Here is a 15,733-nt window from a genome sequence, read left to right as displayed (position 1 = left end):
TTGACTTTTCCTGAAGGCGGAAGAGGTCGGCAAGTCTTTTTGGAAGTCGTTCAAGCATCGCCTTTGACGACGCCCACAAACGGCAGTTCGCGGAACGCATGCGAGACGTCCATGCCGTAGCCGACGACGAAATAATCGGGGCAGTCGAAGCCTACATAGTCGGCATTGAGCGCGGTCTGGCGGCGCATGCGCTTGTCGAGCAGCACGGCGATGGAACAGCTTTTCGCGCCACGCGACAGCATCAGGTCGCGCGTGAAGCTCAGCGTCTTGCCCGATTCCAGAATGTCGTCGATCAGCAGTACGTCGCGCCCGGCGACTTCATTGTCGATGTCGCGCAGCACCCTCACCTCGCCACTGGTGGTGCCGGCGCCGTAACTGGAGATGAAGATGAACTCGACCTCGGGCGACAGGCCGACGTCGTGCATGGCGCGGATCAGGTCGGCTGCGAAGATGAACGAACCCTTCAGCACCGAAATCACCAGCAGATCGTGATAGTCGTGCCCGGCGATCTCCTTGGCGAGTTCGAGATTGCGCCGCGCGATCGCCGATGCCGAAAACAGGACTTCGATGTCCTTGCCGCGTACGATGGGCATTGCTGGTCTTCTCCGGTGATCGCCTACTCGGCGAAAGTAACCAAAACGGTTCTAACGCCGTTCTTAGGCACGTCGAGCCGGCTGGCAAAGCCGAATCTTTCGCCCGATGCCAGCGAGCGGCCGAATGTCCCCAACGTATAGCGGGTCGTGCGTCCGTCATTGCCCGTCACCCGGATTTCGAGCGGCGGCATTGTCGCCGGCCTCGTCCCATCATTGGCGGCCTCGCCATCGACGAACAGCACCGGATTGGCGCCCGAGGCATCGACGCGTGAGGTGACGCCTGAAATGGTCAGCGCCGACGCTTGCGTGCCGGCCAGGAACGGCGCCTGTCGCACTAGCGCATGACCGCCGGAGACCCAGAAGGCGGCAAGGGCTGCACCGATGCCGGCGATCCAGAAGATCGGCCCTCCACGTGATGCCGGCGGCCGTTTCGCTTGTGCTTCCGGCTTGCGCAGCATGTCCATGCCCTCGATGGGCGGGGGGACGATCGCACGCGGCGGCGGTGAATCGCTTTCCACGGTAGGGGCAAAGCGCGGCATCACTTCATAGTCCGCATCGATAATATCGGCCGCCGGACCGCGCACGATCCGGTCCGCCATGCCAATTGCCGGCGGTTCGGTCATGATTTCGCCGGAAACCGGGCGCGCGGTTCGTGGGTCAGCCATCATGGCCCAGTATTGCACCTGTTCGCTTTTCGTTTCTTTTGCGTAAACACAAATGGTTAACGCTTCCCCACCGGAGCCCTCGTGACGCGCCGAAACAGCCCAGGAATTAACCGCCGGTTAACCATGCCGGCCGATGGTCTTTTCGCAGAACAGGCCGGCTCGCCGCCGGCTCTAAAAGAGACAGAGCATGATGTCGCCCGAAGACCGCGTCACACTTTTCGGCATCATGCTCCAAGAAATTCAGGTCGCCGAAATTGATTCGCTTCGAAAATGTCGGCCTCCGCTATGGCATGGGTCCGGAAATCCTCCGCGACATCTCCCTGCACATACCGGAGCGCTCCTTCCAGTTCCTGAGCGGGCCTTCGGGTGCCGGCAAGACGACCTTGCTGCGCCTTTTGTTCATGTCGCTGAAGCCGACGCGCGGGCTGATCACCATCTTCGGCAAGGACCGCTCGCGCATTTCACGCACCGAACTGCCGCATCTGCGCCGCCGCATCGGCGTGGTGTTCCAGGATTTTCGCCTGCTCGACCACATGACCACCTATGAGAATGTCGCCTTGCCATTGCGCGTGCGCGGGCGCGAGGAAGCGAGCTACCGCACCGACGTCACCGAGCTGTTGAAATGGGTGGGGCTCGGCGAACGCATGCATGTGCTGCCGCCGGTCCTGTCGGGCGGCGAGAAGCAGCGCGCCGCGATCGCGCGCGCCCTGATCGAGCAGCCGGAAATCCTGCTCGCCGACGAGCCGACCGGCAATGTCGATCCGCCGCTGGCGCGACGCCTGCTGCGGCTGTTCATCGAGCTCAATCGCCTCGGCACCGCCGTCGTGATCGCGACCCACGATCTTGGCCTTATGGAACAGGTCGACGCGCGCCGCATGATCCTGGCCGGCGGAAGGCTTGATATCTATGACTGAGCTATCGGCCGACCATTTCGAGCAGCAGGATGCCGAGGCGGTCGAGGCAAGACCGCGCGCCCAGCGCAAGATGGCGCCGATCGTGCCGGCGCAGAACATTGCCGGCCGCGCACTGGTGCTGGTCATCGCCATCATGACCTTCCTGTCCTGCCTGACCTTCGGCGCGGTGACGCTGGTGCGCGACACGGCCTCGGTCTGGGAAAACCAGATCTCGCGCGAGGCGACGATCCAGATCAAGCCGGCCGACGGCCTCGATATGGAGGCGGCGCTTAGCCAGGCCTCGCAGATCGCCGGCGAATTCCCGGGCGTGAAGTCGACCCGAATCATCGACCGCGAAGCGACCGCCAGGCTGTTGGAGCCCTGGCTGGGATCGGGCCTCAACATCGACGACCTGCCGGTGCCGCGCCTGATCATCGTCACCATCGACGAGAACAGCCCGCCCGACTTCGCCGCCATGCGCGCCGCGATCACGCCGAAACTGCCGAGTGCATCGCTCGACGACCACCGTACCTGGGTCGACCGGCTGGTGGCCATGGCCCGCACGACGGTGACCATCGGCATCGCCGTTCTGGCCTTGATGCTGTCGGCAACGGTGCTGACCGTGGTATTCGCGACCCGTGGCGCCATGGACGGCAACGGCCACATCATCGAGGTGCTGCATTTCGTCGGCGCCGAGGCGCGCTTCATCGCGCGCGAATTCCGCCGGCATTTTCTGGTCACCGGGATGAAGGGCGCGGCCGCCGGCGGAGCGGCGGCGGTGCTCGTCTTTATCGTGTTTTCATGGTGGTCGTCGCGTAACATGGCAACACCGCAGGCCGATCAGGCGACCGCTTTATTCGGTAACTTCGCCATCGGCTCCGCGGGTTATCTGGGCGTCGTCCTGATGGTGCTGGTGATTGGCGCGCTGACGGCGGCGACCTCGCACGCCACCGTCGTCGCCTATCTTAGCGACATCGACGTTCGTCAACCCGACGCATGAAAGGAACTCGTCTTGGCGTGGATGGAAACACGGCGATCACGGATCGAGAATTCGCGTAACGCAAAGTGCGTCTTTTAGCTATCAAAGGCCGCATTTCGGGATTAACCATATGGCCATGGACGTGCGGGACTCGACCGGGACGGCTGGACAGCTGCCAGTGGTGGTTGCCCGTTGGCGTGCCCACGGCAAGGTCAGCCATTTAAGGACCGCCCTGCGCCTCTCCGCTCTTTCCCTGCTTGTGCTCGCAATGGTGTTCGCTGGCGGCTTCGGCTGGTTTGCCAGCAAGGTCAGTCATCTGACCACGCCCGCCAACCCGGCCAAGGCCGACGCCATCATCGTGCTGACCGGCGGCCAGTCGCGCCTCGACGCCGCGATGGAACTGCTCGCATCCGGCAAGGGCGAGCGGCTTTTGATCAGCGGCGTGCATCCATCGGCCAGCCGCCGCCAGCTTCAGGCGGCGACCGGCGGCGACAAGAAGCTGTTTTCCTGCTGCGTCGACATCGATCGAGCCGCGCTCGATACGATAGGCAACGCGGAGGAAAGCGCCAAATGGGTGGAAAACCACGCCTATGGCACGGTGATCCTGGTCACCAACAATTATCACATGCCGCGCAGCCTGCTGGAGATGGGCCGGCTGCTGCATGGCGCCAAGCTCGAACCCTACCCGGTGGTCAATTCCAACCTGGATAATGGCAGTTGGCTGACCAAGCCGCGGGCCGTGCGCGTGCTGTTCACCGAATACACCAAATACCTGCTGGCGTTGGCTCGCGGCATTATCCCCGTGAAGCCGACGCCCGAAGGCATCGCGCTGGCCGAGACCGCCGCCGGCGGCTGAGCCCGCGTCACTTGGCGCCAGCCCCTGAAACGCCCTTGAGGCGCGCGATCTCCTGTTCAAGGTTCTGGATGCGCCGGTCGCGCTCGCCAAGCGCCGCTGCCACATCAGCCGCCTCGAAGCGCTGCGGTATATGTTGCGGGCAATTGGCATCCCACGCCGAGACGGTGAACAGGATGACCTGCTCGGGACGCGCCTTGTAGTCCGGAGGCATCAGCCTGGCGGTCAACCCGGCATCGTCTTCGACAACGCGCGCCGTACCCCAGATCTTGATGCGCTGGCGCATCATGTAATCAATCAGGAACAGAAAGGCTCTCGGATTGTCGGCCAGATTGCCCTGTGTGATGAACTGCCTGTTGCCGGAAAAATCCGCGAAGCCGATCGTCTTCTCGTCGAGCACCTTGAGAAAGCCGGCAGGGCCGCCGCGATGCTGGATGTAGGGCTGGCCATCGCCATTGGCCGTCGACAGGAAGACGCTGGTCTGCATTTCGATGAAGGCGGCAAGGTCCGGTGTGATCGCCGACTGCCAGCCGCCTCGCTCCTCGACGCGGGCATAGGACTGGCGTGAGCCCTTGCGCGCCTGGATCGCCTTGACCGTCGGCGTGAAGGCGACATCGCTCGCAAATGCGTGTGCGTTCATCGAAACCTCCTTGCGTGAACGTTCCTAAAGGCCGAGCTCCGACAACGTCGGATGGTCGTCCGGCCGCCGGCCGAGCGGCCAGTGATATTTGCGCTCGGCCTCGGCGATCGGCAGGTCGTTGATGCTGGCAATGCGCAGGCGCATCAGCCCGTGCTCGTCGAATTCCCAGTTCTCGTTGCCATGACTGCGGAACCATGAGCCGCTGTCGTCGCGCCATTCATAGGCGAAGCGCACCGCGATGCGATTGCCGTGAAAGGCCCAGACCTCCTTGATCAGCCGATAGTCGAGCTCGCGTGTCCATTTGCGCGTCAGGAACGCCTGGATCGCATCGCGCCCCTGCAGGAACTCGGCCCGGTTGCGCCAACGGCTGTCCGCCGTATAGGCGAGCGCCACCCGCGCCGGATCGCGCGAGTTCCAGGCATCCTCCGCCATGCGCGCTTTCTGCGCTGACGTCTCGGCGGTGAAGGGGGGAAGCGGCGGGCGGCTATCAGACATGGGATCTCCTCTGCGGCATGAAGGGTTGGGGCCGGCGGGCACCGCCGCCCCCTTTCCGGATTCAGGCAGCATCGCGCGCGGAAACAACCGGAAAATCGATCTCCGTCTGTGCAACCTCGTTGATATAGTTGGTCCAGACGTTCAGGGCGACATGCTGGACGATCTCGATGATCTCCCCGTCGTCATAGCCCGCGAGCCTGACAGCGGCGAGATCCTCTTGGCCGACATGCCCGCGGCTTTGCGCAACCCTGGCGGCAAAACGCACCGCCGCGGCTGCCTTGGGATCCGAGGAGCCGCCATGGCGGTTGGCGATCATCTCGGCATCGTCGAGCCTTGCAAGGTTTTTACCGAGATAGGTGTGGGCGGAAAGACAGTAGTTGCAGCCATTGATCTCAGCGATCGCCAGCGCGATGCGCTCGCGGGTCGGCGCTGGAAGCCGGCCCTTGGCCAAGGCTCCCATCATGCCGAGATAGCCTTCCAGCGCGGCCGGACTGTTGGCGACCATCCGAAACAGGTTCGGCACGACACCAAGCTGTTTTTCCACCGCCTGCAGCATGGGCTGCGAGGCGGCGGGAGCGGCTGCGATGGACGAAGGCGTGGCAATGCGGGGCATGAAGATCTCCTTGTTGAGGTACCACGCCCATATGCAGCCTTCCATGTTGCGGATGTAGATGCCATATTTGCAATCAACCCTTCCATTTTCTGGAAGAAATGATGGATCGTCTCGAAGCCATGTCCCTTTTCGTCGCGGCAGCGGAAGGCGGCAGCCTTTCCGCCGCCGCGCGCCGTTCGGACGTTCCGCTGGCAACGGTCAGCCGCAAGGTCTCCGAGCTGGAGCGCCACCTGAAGACACGCCTGTTGAACCGCTCGACGCGGCGGCTGACACTGACCGACGCGGGCCATGCCTATCTCGCTGCCTGCCGCCGCATTCTCGAAGAGGTCGGCGACGCCGAACGCACCGCCGGCGGCGAATACAGCGCCCCGACGGGAGAACTGATCATCACCGCGCCGATCGTCTTCGGCCGCCTTCACGTGTTGCCCGTTGTCACCGAGTTCCTCGCCGCCTTTCCCCTGGTGGATATCCGGCTCACGCTCGGTGACAGGATAAGCCAGTTGGCCGAGGACCATATCGACCTCGCCGTCCGCATCGGCAGGCTGCCGGATTCGCGCATGGTCGCCATCAGGGTCGGCTCGATCGGTCATGTCGTCTGCGCAAGCCCGGCCTATCTGGCCGCGCACGGCATTCCACGGATCCCGGGAGAGCTCGAGACACACAGATGCATCACCTTCGAGGGTCTTGGCTCGCTTGCCGCCTGGACCTTCACGGTGGACAAGGCTGATTTTGTCGTGCCGGTCCGCTCAAGGCTCCGGGTCAACACCGCCGAGGCGGCGATCGATGCGGCGATCGCCGGGGTCGGGTTGACCCGGGTGCTTTCCTACCAGATCGTCGCCGCCATACGATCAGGAACACTGCGCCCCGTGCTCGGGGATTTCGAACCCGAGCCTTGGCCGGTTAGCCTGGTGCATGCGGGCCAGGGCCGGCTGCCGGTGAAATTGCGCGCCTTCCTCGACTTCGCCGCCCCGCGCCTGAGGGAACGCCTGGCGCAGGCGACCTGGTAGAACGGGCAGCATCGCACCGTTTCCTTTTTCCCTGCGCTTGGTGTAACCAACGCACACTTCCTCACCGGACCTCCCCCATGCTCTATGTCAGATCGCTGGCGTTCAATTTCGTCTTCTACGTCAATCTGATCGTCCAGATGATCCTCTGGACCCCGTACTATTTCCTTTCGCCCCGTCACCGCGCCTGGTTCGTGCCGAAATTCTGGTCGCGCACCTCGATGTGGCTCTATGACAAGATCGCCGGCATAAAGAACGACATCACCGGACAGGAAAACCTGCCCGAGGGCTCCTTCATCCTGGCGCCCAAGCACCAATCGTTCTGGGACGCGATCGCCTTCTTCCCGTTCCTCCAGGACCCGCTTTACATCCTGAAGCGCGAGCTGACCTGGATCCCGTTCTTCGGCTGGTACATCTTGAAGATGCGCATGATCCCGGTTGATCGCGGCAGCCGCTCCAAGGCGCTGAAGGCCGTGGTCGCCGCGACCAGGGAAGAGATGGCGCGCAACCCGCGCCAGTTGATCATCTATCCCGAAGGCACGCGCCGGGCACCGGGCGACGAGCCGGCCTACAAATACGGCATCGTCGAAATCTACACGCAGCTTGGCGTTCCGGTCGTGCCGGTCGCCCATGTCGCCGGCCTCTATTGGCCGCGCCGCAAGTTCCTGCGCTATCCCGGGACCATCAAGGCACGCTTCCTGCCGCCCATACCGCCGGGTCTGGGCAAGGAAGAGTTCATGGCGCGGCTGATCGGCGAGACGGAAGCCGCCTGTGACCAGCTTCTCGTCGAGGCATCGCGGGCGCCCAACCCGCCGGCCCTGCCGCCAACGGCGATCAAGCGGCTTCGGGAGCTGGGCACGAAGGCCTGAAGGCTCTCCGGCCAGGCAATCAGCCGTAAACAGCCAGCACCGTGGTCAGCACCAGCGTCGCGGCAAAGACCAGATTGACTATCCGCGAGGCGACTGGCCTGCGTAGGAAGCGCGCGAACGCCGCACCGGCAAGAAGCCATGCGGCGTGGATGACAACGATCATCACCGCGAGAACGGTCAGTTTCGTCCCCAGCCCGAGGTCGACATCGCCTGACGAGGCACCCACGAACACGGCGGCGATCGCCACGTAGGCTTTCGGGTTGGCCACCGCGAGGAGAAAACCGGCCAGCCATGTCGGGCGCGACGCCTCGGCGGCACGTGCAGCCAATGGCGGCGCGGTGGCGATCTTGAAGGCGAGGTAGAGTATGTAGGCCGCGGACGCGACAACCAGCAATGGCGCCAGCTTCGGCATCGAAGCCAGCGCCGCCATGACCCCGGTCGCCACGACCAGCAGAACGGCGGTCGTGCCCAGGACAATGCCGCCGGCGTAGCGCAGCGAATCGCGCAGGCCGAAGGCAGCGCCGACGGCGGTGACGCTTATCGTCGCCGGCCCCGGGCTGCCCATGACGACGGTGGCGGCCAGCAACAGCGCAAGCAATTGGCGCCAAAGCTCCGGCTGCGAAACATGCGGTCCGGCCATCTGATCCTCGCCCTGCACCCCTGTGCGAAGGGACGGTATGGCAAGACATGAGGATCGTCTTGGACGTTCGTGGCGTCCCGCGTTACCGGCAGCCTCAGGCGCTGGCTCTGTCGAGTTCGGCCATGTCGTCCGCGCTCAACTTCAACGACACCGCCTTGATCAGGCTGTCCATCTGGCTCGGCTTGGTGGCGCTGGCGATCGGTGCGGTGACGCCCGGCCGCGCGATAACCCAGGCAAGCGCCACTTCCGCCTGCTTGGCCGAATGCCGGGCCGATATGGCGTCGAGCGCTGCCAGAATGCGCATGCCGCGTGGATTGAGATAGCTGCCGACATCCTCGCCACGCTCGCTCTGGCCGAGATCGGCTTCCGTTCGGTACTTGCCGCTGAGAAAACCCTTGGCCAGGCTGAAATAGGTGATGACGCCGATATCCTCGGCCACGCAGAGGTCGCGCAGCGGGCCATCGAAGGAAGAGCGGTCGTAAAGATTGTATTCCGGCTGCAGCACCTCATAGCGCGGCAGGCCGCGCAGGCTTGCCACGTCCAGTGCCGCGCGCAACTGGCCGGCATCGAGGTTCGAACAGCCGGCATGGCGGATCTTGCCCTTGGCGAGCAATTTCTCATAGGCGCCGAGCGTTTCCTCGTAGGGCGTGGTCGGATCCGGCCAGTGCGACAGATAGAGATCGATGAATTCGGTCCGCAGCCGCTTCAGCGATGCGTCGACGGCCTTTTCGATATAGGCGGCGGACAGGTCCTTGTGGCCCTGCCCCATGTCCGAGCCGACCTTGGTGACCACCACGACCTTGTCGCGGTTACCCCGATCCTTCATCCATTTGCCGATGATGGTTTCCGATTCGCCGCCTTTGTTGCCGGGGACCCAACGCGAATACGCATCGGCCGTATCGATGGCATTGAGGCCCGCGCCGACGAAGCGGTCGAGCAGGTCGAAAGAGGTTTTCTCGTCAGCGGTCCAGCCGAAGACATTGCCGCCCAGAACCAGCGGCGCGATGGAAAGGTCGGTGCGACCGAGACGGCGTTTCTGCAAGACTAATCTCCGTGGATTGGATCGGCGGACGGCGCCCGCAGGCTAGGGTTCGGAGCCTAAGCTAGGTCTTGCGGCATCGAGGTCAAAGGCCTGGCCGCCTTTTCCGCAGAGCCAGCGCTTCACAAGATCGCTATCCGGCGCGCCACATCCTCCAGCCAGTGGTCGCGGATATCGAGCGCTTCCAGATGCTTCAGCGTGCTCAACACATAGTCCTCATTGTTGCCGGATCGGCCGACCGCGCCGCGCACCACGGTCGCCGCATCCGCCGTATCCAGCGCACCGGCATATTGCTCATGCCTGCGGTCGACGATGTAGGCCACGGCCTCGACCGCACCGCCGCCGTCGAGACGAACCTTGAGCGTCCGCTCGAGATAGACGCTGGTGACAAGTTCGCGCTCGCGCAGGTAGGCGATGACCTCGTCGCGCAATTCGCCGGGCACTCGGAAGGCAAGGCCGACGCAGGAACCGCCATGGTCGAGGCCGAGCACCAGTCCCGGTCGCTGACGCGTGCCACGGTGCACGAAGGAATAGACGCAGAGCGAGCGGCGATAGCCATGCAGGTGGGCACGCCGTGTCTCGACATGCGCGAAACCCGGTCGCCAGATCAGCGAACCATAGCCGAACACCCAAAAATCGCCCATATCACCGCCCCTGATTGCAAAAAGAATGGCAACACCGCACCGGAAACCGGTGTTTTTTCCGCCCGTGTCCGTCTACCTAGTGTTCGGAATCGAGAATCCGTTCACACCATCCATGCGTTAATGAGAGCCAAAGCATGACGTCAAGTGACGAACGCCAACCGGGTAACCGTCGCCGCCTGTGGTGGCTTGCCGCGTTGATCCTCGTGCTATTCGCCCTTTACAGTGCCGGCTGGTTCTACCTGGCCAGCAGGGTCAGGACTGAAGCCGACAAGACGGTTGCCACGCTCAACAAGAGCGGTATCCAGGCCGGCTGCGCCAACCTCCAGGTCAGTGGCTATCCCCTGAGCTTTGCGGTCTCCTGCGACAACCTCGCCTATGAGGACGATGCCAAGAACATTGCCGCCTCGGCCGGTAGTTTCAATGCCACCGCCCAGATCGTCCAGCCCTTGTCGCCGGTTGCCAATCTGCGCGGTCCGCTCCGGACCTCCGTCCCGGGCATGATGCCGCTCTGGATCGACTGGGACAATCTGCAGGCCAACGTCAAACTGTGGTACCCGCTGCCGCGGCGTATAGCGCTGCAGGCCGAGGGCCTGTCGGGCCAGACCGACCCGGCCGACGACACCGATCCAGTCGAACTGTTCAGTGCCGGCAAGGCATCAGGCCAGTTGCAGCCGAATGGTGGGGATCTCGACTATGTCGGCAGCTTTGGCGATCTCGAGATCGATTCCGACGCGATCGGCGGGCGCGTGCTGCCGGCGCTCGATGCCAGCGGCGACGTGACACTGAAGAACGGCGTCGCATTGGTCGGCACGCAGGTGAAAAGCCTGCGTGGCCAAAAGATCGAAATCCGCAACCTCGATCTGTCGTCGGGGACCGCGCGTGTCACCGTTTCCGGCCCGCTTTCGGTCGATGCCGAGGGCCTGGTCGATGCCGATCTGATGATCAGGATCAAGGATCCCAAGGCCGTGGCATCTATCCTTGCCGGCGCCATACCCGAGCAGAAGAATGCGATTGAGCAGGGTTTTGGCGCCTTGGCCCTGCTCGGCAGCGAACCGGCGATGCCGCTGAAAGTGGTCAAGGGCAAGGCCTCGCTCGGCTTCATCCCGCTGGGCAAGATCAAGCCGGTGCAATAGAGCATGATCCCGAAAAGTGGGAACCCGTTTTCGCGGACAAACGGTTTCCGTTTGTCCAGAGATCATGCTCCAACAAAGAGATTGATCGGGATGACGAAACGTCATCCCGATCAAGTCGCGCCATGGCAAGACCCGTGAGGCTCCTGAGTGTCGGGGCGCTGACGCTGGATACGATCCTGCGTGTCGATACATTGCCCAACCATCAGGGAAAATTCATCGCCTCCGACGGCGTCCAGATCGCCTCGGGCATGGCCACGAGCGCTGCCTGTGCCGCGCACCGTCTCGGCGCCGAGGTATCGCTATGGGCGAGCGCCGGCGACGATCCGGTCGGCGATCAACTGATTGCGGGAATAGAGGCCGAGGGTGTCGATTGCAGCCATGTGCGCCGCGTCGGCGGCGCGCGCTCGGCACTGGCCTCGATCCTGGTCGATGCGCATGGCGAGCGTATCATCGTGCCGTTCTACGACACGCGCGCGCAGGCTGATCCCGAGGCTTTGCCGTTCACCGACGTTACGGCATTCGACGCCGTGCTGGCCGACGTGCGCTGGCCGGGTGCCGCAGCACTAGCCCTGAAGGCAGCGCGAGCCGCTGGCCGTCCGGCGATCCTCGATGCCGATACCGCGCCGCTGGCGGTGCTGGAGCAATTGTTGCCGCTGGCCTCGCACATCGTCGCCTCCGAGCCGGCGGTCCGTATCATATGCGGCCACGCGCTGGATATGGAGAGCGCTTGCACGGACCTCGCCTCGCGTACCGACGCGTTCGTTGCGGTTACCGGCGGCGCGGCCGGTACCTGGTGGTTCGATCGAAGCGCCGGATCATCCCGCCATGTCGAGGCCCCGAGGATCAAGGCGGTCGACACGCTGGCCGCCGGCGATGTCTTTCATGGCGCCTTTGCCGTCGGGCTGGCGGAAGCCATGCCGGTCGAGCAGGCCTTGCGTTTCGCAAGTGCGGCCGCCGCGCTCAAATGCCTGCGCTTCGGCGGCAGGCTGGGCGCGCCGGATCGGGCCGAGACGCTCGCCATGATGGCAGCGACCTGGCCTGAAACGGCTTAGCTCTTTGCCGGATGCTCGACCGCCTGGCGGCCAAAGTCGGGCACGTCGATATCCTGGCCGGCCTCGATGATCGAGCGGCGCACGGCGCGGGTGCGGGTGAACAGGTCGAAGAGCTTGTCCCCATCGCCCCAGCGGATCGCGCGCTGCAGGAACGCCAGGTCTTCGGAGAAGCGCGCCAGCATTTCGAGGATGGCGTCCTTGTTGTGCAGGCACACGTCCCGCCACATGGTCGGATCGGATGCGGCCAGACGCGTGAAGTCGCGAAAACCGGAGGCGGAATATTTGATCACTTCCGTCTTGGTCACCGACTCCAAATCGTCGGCGGTGCCGACGATATTGTAGGCGATGATGTGCGGCAGATGCGAGACGATGGCGAGCGTCATGTCGTGATGCTGCGGGTCCATCGTGTCGATGTTGGCGCCGCAGCGGCGCCAGAATTCCGACAGCCGTTCCAGCGCTTCCGGATCGGTGCCCGGCACCGGCGTGAAAATGCACCAGCGATTGTCGAACAGATCGGCGAAGCCGGCGTCCGGGCCGGATTTTTCGGTGCCCGCCAGCGGATGGCCGGGAATGAAATGCACGCCATCAGGCACATGCGGCTGCATCTGCGCGATGACCGAGGCCTTGGTCGAACCGACATCGGTGAGGATCGCCCCTTTTTTCAGCGCCGGCGCGATTTCCTGCGCCACCGCGCCGGACGAACCGACCGGCACCGAGACGATGATCAGATCGGCATCACGCACCGCTTCCCTGGCATCCGTGGTGTAGAAATCGCCGAGGCCGAGTTCCTCGGCTCGCTTGAGCGTGGCCGCGCTGCGGGTCGAGATGGCGACATGGCGAGCCAAACCCTCGCGGCGGATGACGCGGGCGAGCGACGAGCCGATCAGGCCAATGCCGACCAGCGCGATCTTTTCGAACATCGGTGATGTCATGGCTTCTAGCTTTTCAGAAATGTCGTGAGCGCGGCGACAACGCCGCGATTGGCCTCTTCGGTGCCGACGGTCATGCGCAGCGCGTTGGGAAAGCCGTAGCCTGAAACGCGCCGCAGAATATAGCCGCGCGCGGTCAAATACTCATCAGCAGCCGCTGCGGAATGCTTTTGGTCGTCGGGAAAATGGATGAGCAGGAAATTGCCGACGCTGGGTGTCACGCGCAGCCCGAGCCCGGTCATCTCCTGGCTCAGCCAGGTGAGCCAGGTCTCGTTATGCGCCACGCTGCGCTCGACATGGGCGCGGTCGCGGATCGCGGCGATGCCGGCCTCGATCGCCGTCGCATTGACGTTGAAGGGCCCGCGTACGCGGTTGATCGCGTCGACGATGTGCATCGGACCATACATCCAGCCGATGCGCGCGCCGCCAAGGCCGATCTTGGAGAAGGTGCGGGTCATCACCACGTTCTCGGCGCTGCCAACAAGTTCTATGCCGGCTTCATAGTCGTTGCGGCGGACATATTCGGCATAGGCCGCGTCGAGCACCAGAAGCACGTTTTTCGGCAGTCCGGCATGCAGACGACGCACCTCCTGGAACGGCACATAGGTGCCTGTCGGGTTGTTGGGATTGGCCAGGAACACGATTTTCGTGCGCGGCGTCACGGCTGCCAGCATCGCATCGATGTCGGCGCGCTCGTCGGTCTCCTTGACCACGACCGGCGTGGCGCCTGCCGACTGGATGTAGATCTTGTAGACCATGAAGGCGTGTTCGGTGAACATGGCCTCGTCGCCCGGTGCGAGATAGGTCTGCGCCAGCAGGCCGAGGATCTCGTCGGAACCGTTCGAGCAGATGATGTTCTGCGCGTTGAGGCCATGCACCTCGGCGATCGCCTCGCGCAACCGCCTGGCGGTGCCGTCGGGATAGATGTCGAGTTTGCCGGCGACTTCGCGCGCGGCCTCGATCGCCTTCGGCGAGGGCCCCAGCGGATTCTCATTCGACGACAGCTTGTAGACCTTGGCGACACCGGCGGGCGCCGTGCTCTTGCCGGGCACGTAGGCGTCTATGTCCATGATGCCCGCGCGCGGGGTTGGACGTGCCTGATCCGGTGTCTGGTTCATGTCTTGCAAAATCCGTCAAAAATGCCTCCATCGGGAAGCCGCTGCGGAAATACAAGCCGCGGCACGCAATGTCGAGAGGCGGCAGTGGTGCCGGCGGCCGCCATTGACGGCGAGGCGGACGGGTTCTAGAAGGACGGTGACAGTTCCGTGGTGATTTGGCCGGTCGGCTTGCAGCCACGTTAAACAATTCGCTAAAGGGCCGTTTGCGTGACGTAACCGGCTTTGCGAAGGCAATGCCGGTTTTTTGTTGTCCGCGACCGGCCGGACGAACGCATCGGCGGCGCGGAGATCGGCAGCGATTTCCGCAAAAGCACGGTGCAGCAAGAGAGACGTGATGGCTGCTCTGCGTGCAGGAAAGACCAACAACGAGGCCGACCAACCGTCGAGCCCGGTGTTGCGTTTCGGGCCCGACAAGCCGCTCAAGCTCGATGCCGGCACGCTGCTGTCGCCATTCCAGATCGCCTACCAGACCTATGGCACGCTGAACGACGCCCGTTCCAATGCCATCCTCGTCTGCCATGCGCTGACTGGCGACCAGCATGTCGCCAGCACCAATCCGGTGACCGGCAAGCCGGGCTGGTGGGAAGTGCTGATCGGCCCCGGCAAGATCATCGATACCAGCCGTTTCTTCGTCATCTGCTCCAACGTCATCGGCGGCTGTCTTGGTTCCACCGGGCCGGCCTCGACCAATCCCGCCACGGGAAAGCCCTATGGGCTCGACCTTCCGGTGATCACCATCCGCGACATGGTGCGTGCGCAGCACATGCTGGTCGACCATTTCGGCATCGAGAAGCTGTTCTGCGTGCTGGGCGGTTCGATGGGCGGCATGCAGGTGCTGCAATGGGCGTCGAGCTATCCCGAGCGGGTGTTCTCGGCACTGCCGATCGCCACCGGCGCGCGCCATTCGTCACAGAACATCGCCTTCCATGAGGTCGGGCGGCAAGCCGTGATGGCCGATCCGGACTGGCACGGCGGCAAATATTTCGAGCATGGCAAGCGCCCGGAAAAGGGGTTGGCGGTGGCGCGCATGGCCGCCCACATCACCTATCTGTCGGAGGCCGCCCTGCACCGCAAATTCGGCCGCAACCTGCAGGACCGCGAAGCGCTGACCTTCGGCTTCGATGCCGATTTCCAGATCGAGAGCTATCTGCGCCACCAGGGCATGACCTTCGTCGACCGTTTCGACGCCAACTCCTACCTCTACATGACCCGGTCGATGGATTATTTCGACCTTGCCGCCGACCATGGCGGCCGGCTGGCGGACGCCTTTGCCGGCACCAAAACCCGCTTCTGCCTGGTGTCCTTCACGTCGGACTGGCTGTTTCCGACCGAAGAGAGCCGCTCGATCGTGCACGCGCTCAACGCCGCCGGCGCCTCGGTGTCCTTCGTCGAGATCGAGACCGATCGCGGCCACGACGCCTTCCTGCTGGACGAGCCGGAACTGTTTGCCGCCATCAACGGCTTCATCGGCTCGGCCGCGCGCGCCAGGGGGCTCGGCGCATGACCCCGAAAAGTTGCAGACTTTTCGGACCAAGGTCATGCGCCAAACAGAAAGGCGAAGCCATGACCCCGAA

Annotated in this window: 18 protein-coding genes and 1 riboswitch; of the genes, 8 read left to right on the top strand and 10 right to left on the bottom strand. The window is 63.8% G+C overall.

All coding sequences use genetic code 11. The features are described from left to right. Positions 1 to 50 precede the first annotated feature (50 nt). Complete coding sequence (gene hpt / locus FJ970_RS07800) at positions 51 to 593, bottom strand: hypoxanthine phosphoribosyltransferase (RefSeq protein WP_140754297.1); 543 nt, start codon at positions 591 to 593, stop codon at positions 51 to 53. A 23-nt stretch (positions 594 to 616) separates the two neighbouring features. After that, positions 617 to 1,261: a hypothetical protein gene (locus FJ970_RS07795; protein ID WP_140754299.1), complete on the bottom strand. Its 645-nt coding sequence runs from the start codon at positions 1,259 to 1,261 to the stop codon at positions 617 to 619. A 251-nt stretch (positions 1,262 to 1,512) separates the two neighbouring features. Between FJ970_RS07795 and ftsE the strand changes: the two genes are divergently transcribed. From ftsE to FJ970_RS07780, 3 genes are all read left to right on the top strand, one after another. Then, positions 1,513 to 2,172 carry a cell division ATP-binding protein FtsE gene (gene ftsE, locus FJ970_RS07790; RefSeq protein ID WP_010911739.1) on the top strand — a complete coding sequence of 220 codons (660 nt, stop codon included), beginning with the start codon at positions 1,513 to 1,515 and terminating at the stop codon, positions 2,170 to 2,172. Then, positions 2,165 to 3,151, top strand: a complete 987-nt coding sequence (locus FJ970_RS07785; protein ID WP_140754301.1) for a cell division protein FtsX — start codon at positions 2,165 to 2,167, stop codon at positions 3,149 to 3,151. The genes ftsE and FJ970_RS07785 overlap by 8 nt, the downstream gene beginning before the upstream one ends. A 109-nt stretch (positions 3,152 to 3,260) precedes the next feature. Beyond that, entirely contained in the window at positions 3,261 to 3,986 is a 726-nt protein-coding gene (locus tag FJ970_RS07780; RefSeq protein ID WP_140754303.1) for a YdcF family protein, read from the top strand. A gap of 7 nt (positions 3,987 to 3,993) precedes the next feature. On the opposite strand, the gene FJ970_RS07775 is transcribed toward FJ970_RS07780, so the two are convergent. The 3 genes from FJ970_RS07775 to FJ970_RS07765 form a co-directional block, all read right to left on the bottom strand. Next, positions 3,994 to 4,623: a pyridoxamine 5'-phosphate oxidase family protein gene (locus tag FJ970_RS07775; protein WP_140754305.1), complete on the bottom strand. Its 630-nt coding sequence runs from the start codon at positions 4,621 to 4,623 to the stop codon at positions 3,994 to 3,996. Between the two features lie 24 nt (positions 4,624 to 4,647). After that, on the bottom strand, positions 4,648 to 5,118 hold the full coding sequence (locus tag FJ970_RS07770) for a DUF1348 family protein (RefSeq protein ID WP_140754307.1): 471 nt from the start codon (positions 5,116 to 5,118) through the stop codon (positions 4,648 to 4,650). A 61-nt stretch (positions 5,119 to 5,179) separates the two neighbouring features. Next, positions 5,180 to 5,731, bottom strand: a complete 552-nt coding sequence (locus tag FJ970_RS07765) for a carboxymuconolactone decarboxylase family protein (protein WP_140754309.1) — start codon at positions 5,729 to 5,731, stop codon at positions 5,180 to 5,182. 101 nt (positions 5,732 to 5,832) lie between these two features. On the opposite strand from FJ970_RS07765, the gene FJ970_RS07760 reads away from it, so the two are divergent. Both FJ970_RS07760 and FJ970_RS07755 read left to right on the top strand, forming a co-directional pair. Then, positions 5,833 to 6,738: a LysR family transcriptional regulator gene (locus tag FJ970_RS07760; protein WP_140754311.1), complete on the top strand. Its 906-nt coding sequence runs from the start codon at positions 5,833 to 5,835 to the stop codon at positions 6,736 to 6,738. Between the two features lie 77 nt (positions 6,739 to 6,815). Then, positions 6,816 to 7,604 carry a lysophospholipid acyltransferase family protein gene (locus tag FJ970_RS07755; RefSeq protein ID WP_140754313.1) on the top strand — a complete coding sequence of 263 codons (789 nt, stop codon included), beginning with the start codon at positions 6,816 to 6,818 and terminating at the stop codon, positions 7,602 to 7,604. A gap of 19 nt (positions 7,605 to 7,623) precedes the next feature. Here FJ970_RS07755 and FJ970_RS07750 read toward each other — a convergent pair whose 3' ends face one another. The 3 genes from FJ970_RS07750 to FJ970_RS07740 all read right to left on the bottom strand — a co-directional run bounded on the left by FJ970_RS07750 (position 7,624) and on the right by FJ970_RS07740 (position 9,927). Further along, positions 7,624 to 8,244 (bottom strand): LysE family translocator, encoded by a 621-nt coding sequence (locus FJ970_RS07750; protein ID WP_140754315.1) that lies wholly within the window; start codon positions 8,242 to 8,244, stop codon positions 7,624 to 7,626. A 94-nt stretch (positions 8,245 to 8,338) separates the two neighbouring features. Beyond that, positions 8,339 to 9,286 (bottom strand): aldo/keto reductase, encoded by a 948-nt coding sequence (locus tag FJ970_RS07745; protein ID WP_140754317.1) that lies wholly within the window; start codon positions 9,284 to 9,286, stop codon positions 8,339 to 8,341. A gap of 119 nt (positions 9,287 to 9,405) precedes the next feature. Beyond that, on the bottom strand, positions 9,406 to 9,927 hold the full coding sequence (locus FJ970_RS07740; RefSeq protein WP_140754319.1) for a gamma-glutamylcyclotransferase: 522 nt from the start codon (positions 9,925 to 9,927) through the stop codon (positions 9,406 to 9,408). Positions 9,928 to 10,061: 134 nt separating this feature from the next. On the opposite strand from FJ970_RS07740, the gene FJ970_RS07735 reads away from it, so the two are divergent. Both FJ970_RS07735 and FJ970_RS07730 read left to right on the top strand, forming a co-directional pair. Beyond that, complete coding sequence (locus FJ970_RS07735) at positions 10,062 to 11,060, top strand: DUF2125 domain-containing protein (RefSeq protein ID WP_140754321.1); 999 nt, start codon at positions 10,062 to 10,064, stop codon at positions 11,058 to 11,060. Between the two features lie 122 nt (positions 11,061 to 11,182). Further along, a complete protein-coding gene (locus FJ970_RS07730) occupies positions 11,183 to 12,112 on the top strand; it encodes a sugar kinase (protein ID WP_140754323.1) in 930 nt (309 codons plus the stop codon). Here the strand turns inward: FJ970_RS07730 and FJ970_RS07725 are convergent. After that, positions 12,109 to 13,044 carry a prephenate/arogenate dehydrogenase family protein gene (locus FJ970_RS07725; RefSeq protein ID WP_181178206.1) on the bottom strand — a complete coding sequence of 312 codons (936 nt, stop codon included), beginning with the start codon at positions 13,042 to 13,044 and terminating at the stop codon, positions 12,109 to 12,111. The two genes, FJ970_RS07730 and FJ970_RS07725, sit on opposite strands and share 4 nt — an antisense overlap. Positions 13,045 to 13,049: 5 nt before the next feature. Beyond that, positions 13,050 to 14,159, bottom strand: coding sequence for a histidinol-phosphate transaminase (gene hisC / locus FJ970_RS07720; RefSeq protein WP_140754327.1), 1,110 nt, complete (start codon positions 14,157 to 14,159; stop codon positions 13,050 to 13,052). A 137-nt stretch (positions 14,160 to 14,296) separates the two neighbouring features. Continuing rightward, a riboswitch (SAM riboswitch) is annotated at positions 14,297 to 14,374 on the top strand. Between the two features lie 119 nt (positions 14,375 to 14,493). Between hisC and metX the strand changes: the two genes are divergently transcribed. Further along, positions 14,494 to 15,663: a homoserine O-acetyltransferase MetX gene (gene metX / locus FJ970_RS07715; RefSeq protein WP_140754329.1), complete on the top strand. Its 1,170-nt coding sequence runs from the start codon at positions 14,494 to 14,496 to the stop codon at positions 15,661 to 15,663. Positions 15,664 to 15,733: the final 70 nt, after the last annotated feature.

Origin of the sequence: Mesorhizobium sp. B2-1-8 (assembly GCF_006442545.2) — a bacterium.
Taxonomy (GTDB): Bacteria; Pseudomonadota; Alphaproteobacteria; order Rhizobiales; family Rhizobiaceae; genus Mesorhizobium.
Note: the sequence above shows the minus strand (reverse complement) of the source record. Positions and strands in the feature narration are given on the sequence as shown.

Coding starts and splice junctions, on each gene's coding strand:
- FJ970_RS07775 (WP_140754305.1), bottom strand. CDS start 4,623: ATGAACGCACACGCATTTGCGAGCGATGTCGCCTTCACGCCGACGGTC.
- hpt (WP_140754297.1), bottom strand. CDS start 593: ATGCCCATCGTACGCGGCAAGGACATCGAAGTCCTGTTTTCGGCATCG.
- FJ970_RS07740 (WP_140754319.1), bottom strand. CDS start 9,927: ATGGGCGATTTTTGGGTGTTCGGCTATGGTTCGCTGATCTGGCGACCG.
- FJ970_RS07785 (WP_140754301.1), top strand. CDS start 2,165: ATGACTGAGCTATCGGCCGACCATTTCGAGCAGCAGGATGCCGAGGCG.
- FJ970_RS07795 (WP_140754299.1), bottom strand. CDS start 1,261: ATGATGGCTGACCCACGAACCGCGCGCCCGGTTTCCGGCGAAATCATG.
- FJ970_RS07725 (WP_181178206.1), bottom strand. CDS start 13,044: ATGACATCACCGATGTTCGAAAAGATCGCGCTGGTCGGCATTGGCCTG.
- FJ970_RS07755 (WP_140754313.1), top strand. CDS start 6,816: ATGCTCTATGTCAGATCGCTGGCGTTCAATTTCGTCTTCTACGTCAAT.
- FJ970_RS07760 (WP_140754311.1), top strand. CDS start 5,833: ATGGATCGTCTCGAAGCCATGTCCCTTTTCGTCGCGGCAGCGGAAGGC.
- hisC (WP_140754327.1), bottom strand. CDS start 14,159: ATGAACCAGACACCGGATCAGGCACGTCCAACCCCGCGCGCGGGCATC.
- FJ970_RS07780 (WP_140754303.1), top strand. CDS start 3,261: ATGGCCATGGACGTGCGGGACTCGACCGGGACGGCTGGACAGCTGCCA.
- FJ970_RS07730 (WP_140754323.1), top strand. CDS start 11,183: ATGGCAAGACCCGTGAGGCTCCTGAGTGTCGGGGCGCTGACGCTGGAT.
- FJ970_RS07765 (WP_140754309.1), bottom strand. CDS start 5,731: ATGCCCCGCATTGCCACGCCTTCGTCCATCGCAGCCGCTCCCGCCGCC.
- metX (WP_140754329.1), top strand. CDS start 14,494: ATGGCTGCTCTGCGTGCAGGAAAGACCAACAACGAGGCCGACCAACCG.
- FJ970_RS07750 (WP_140754315.1), bottom strand. CDS start 8,244: ATGGCCGGACCGCATGTTTCGCAGCCGGAGCTTTGGCGCCAATTGCTT.
- FJ970_RS07770 (WP_140754307.1), bottom strand. CDS start 5,118: ATGTCTGATAGCCGCCCGCCGCTTCCCCCCTTCACCGCCGAGACGTCA.
- FJ970_RS07735 (WP_140754321.1), top strand. CDS start 10,062: ATGACGTCAAGTGACGAACGCCAACCGGGTAACCGTCGCCGCCTGTGG.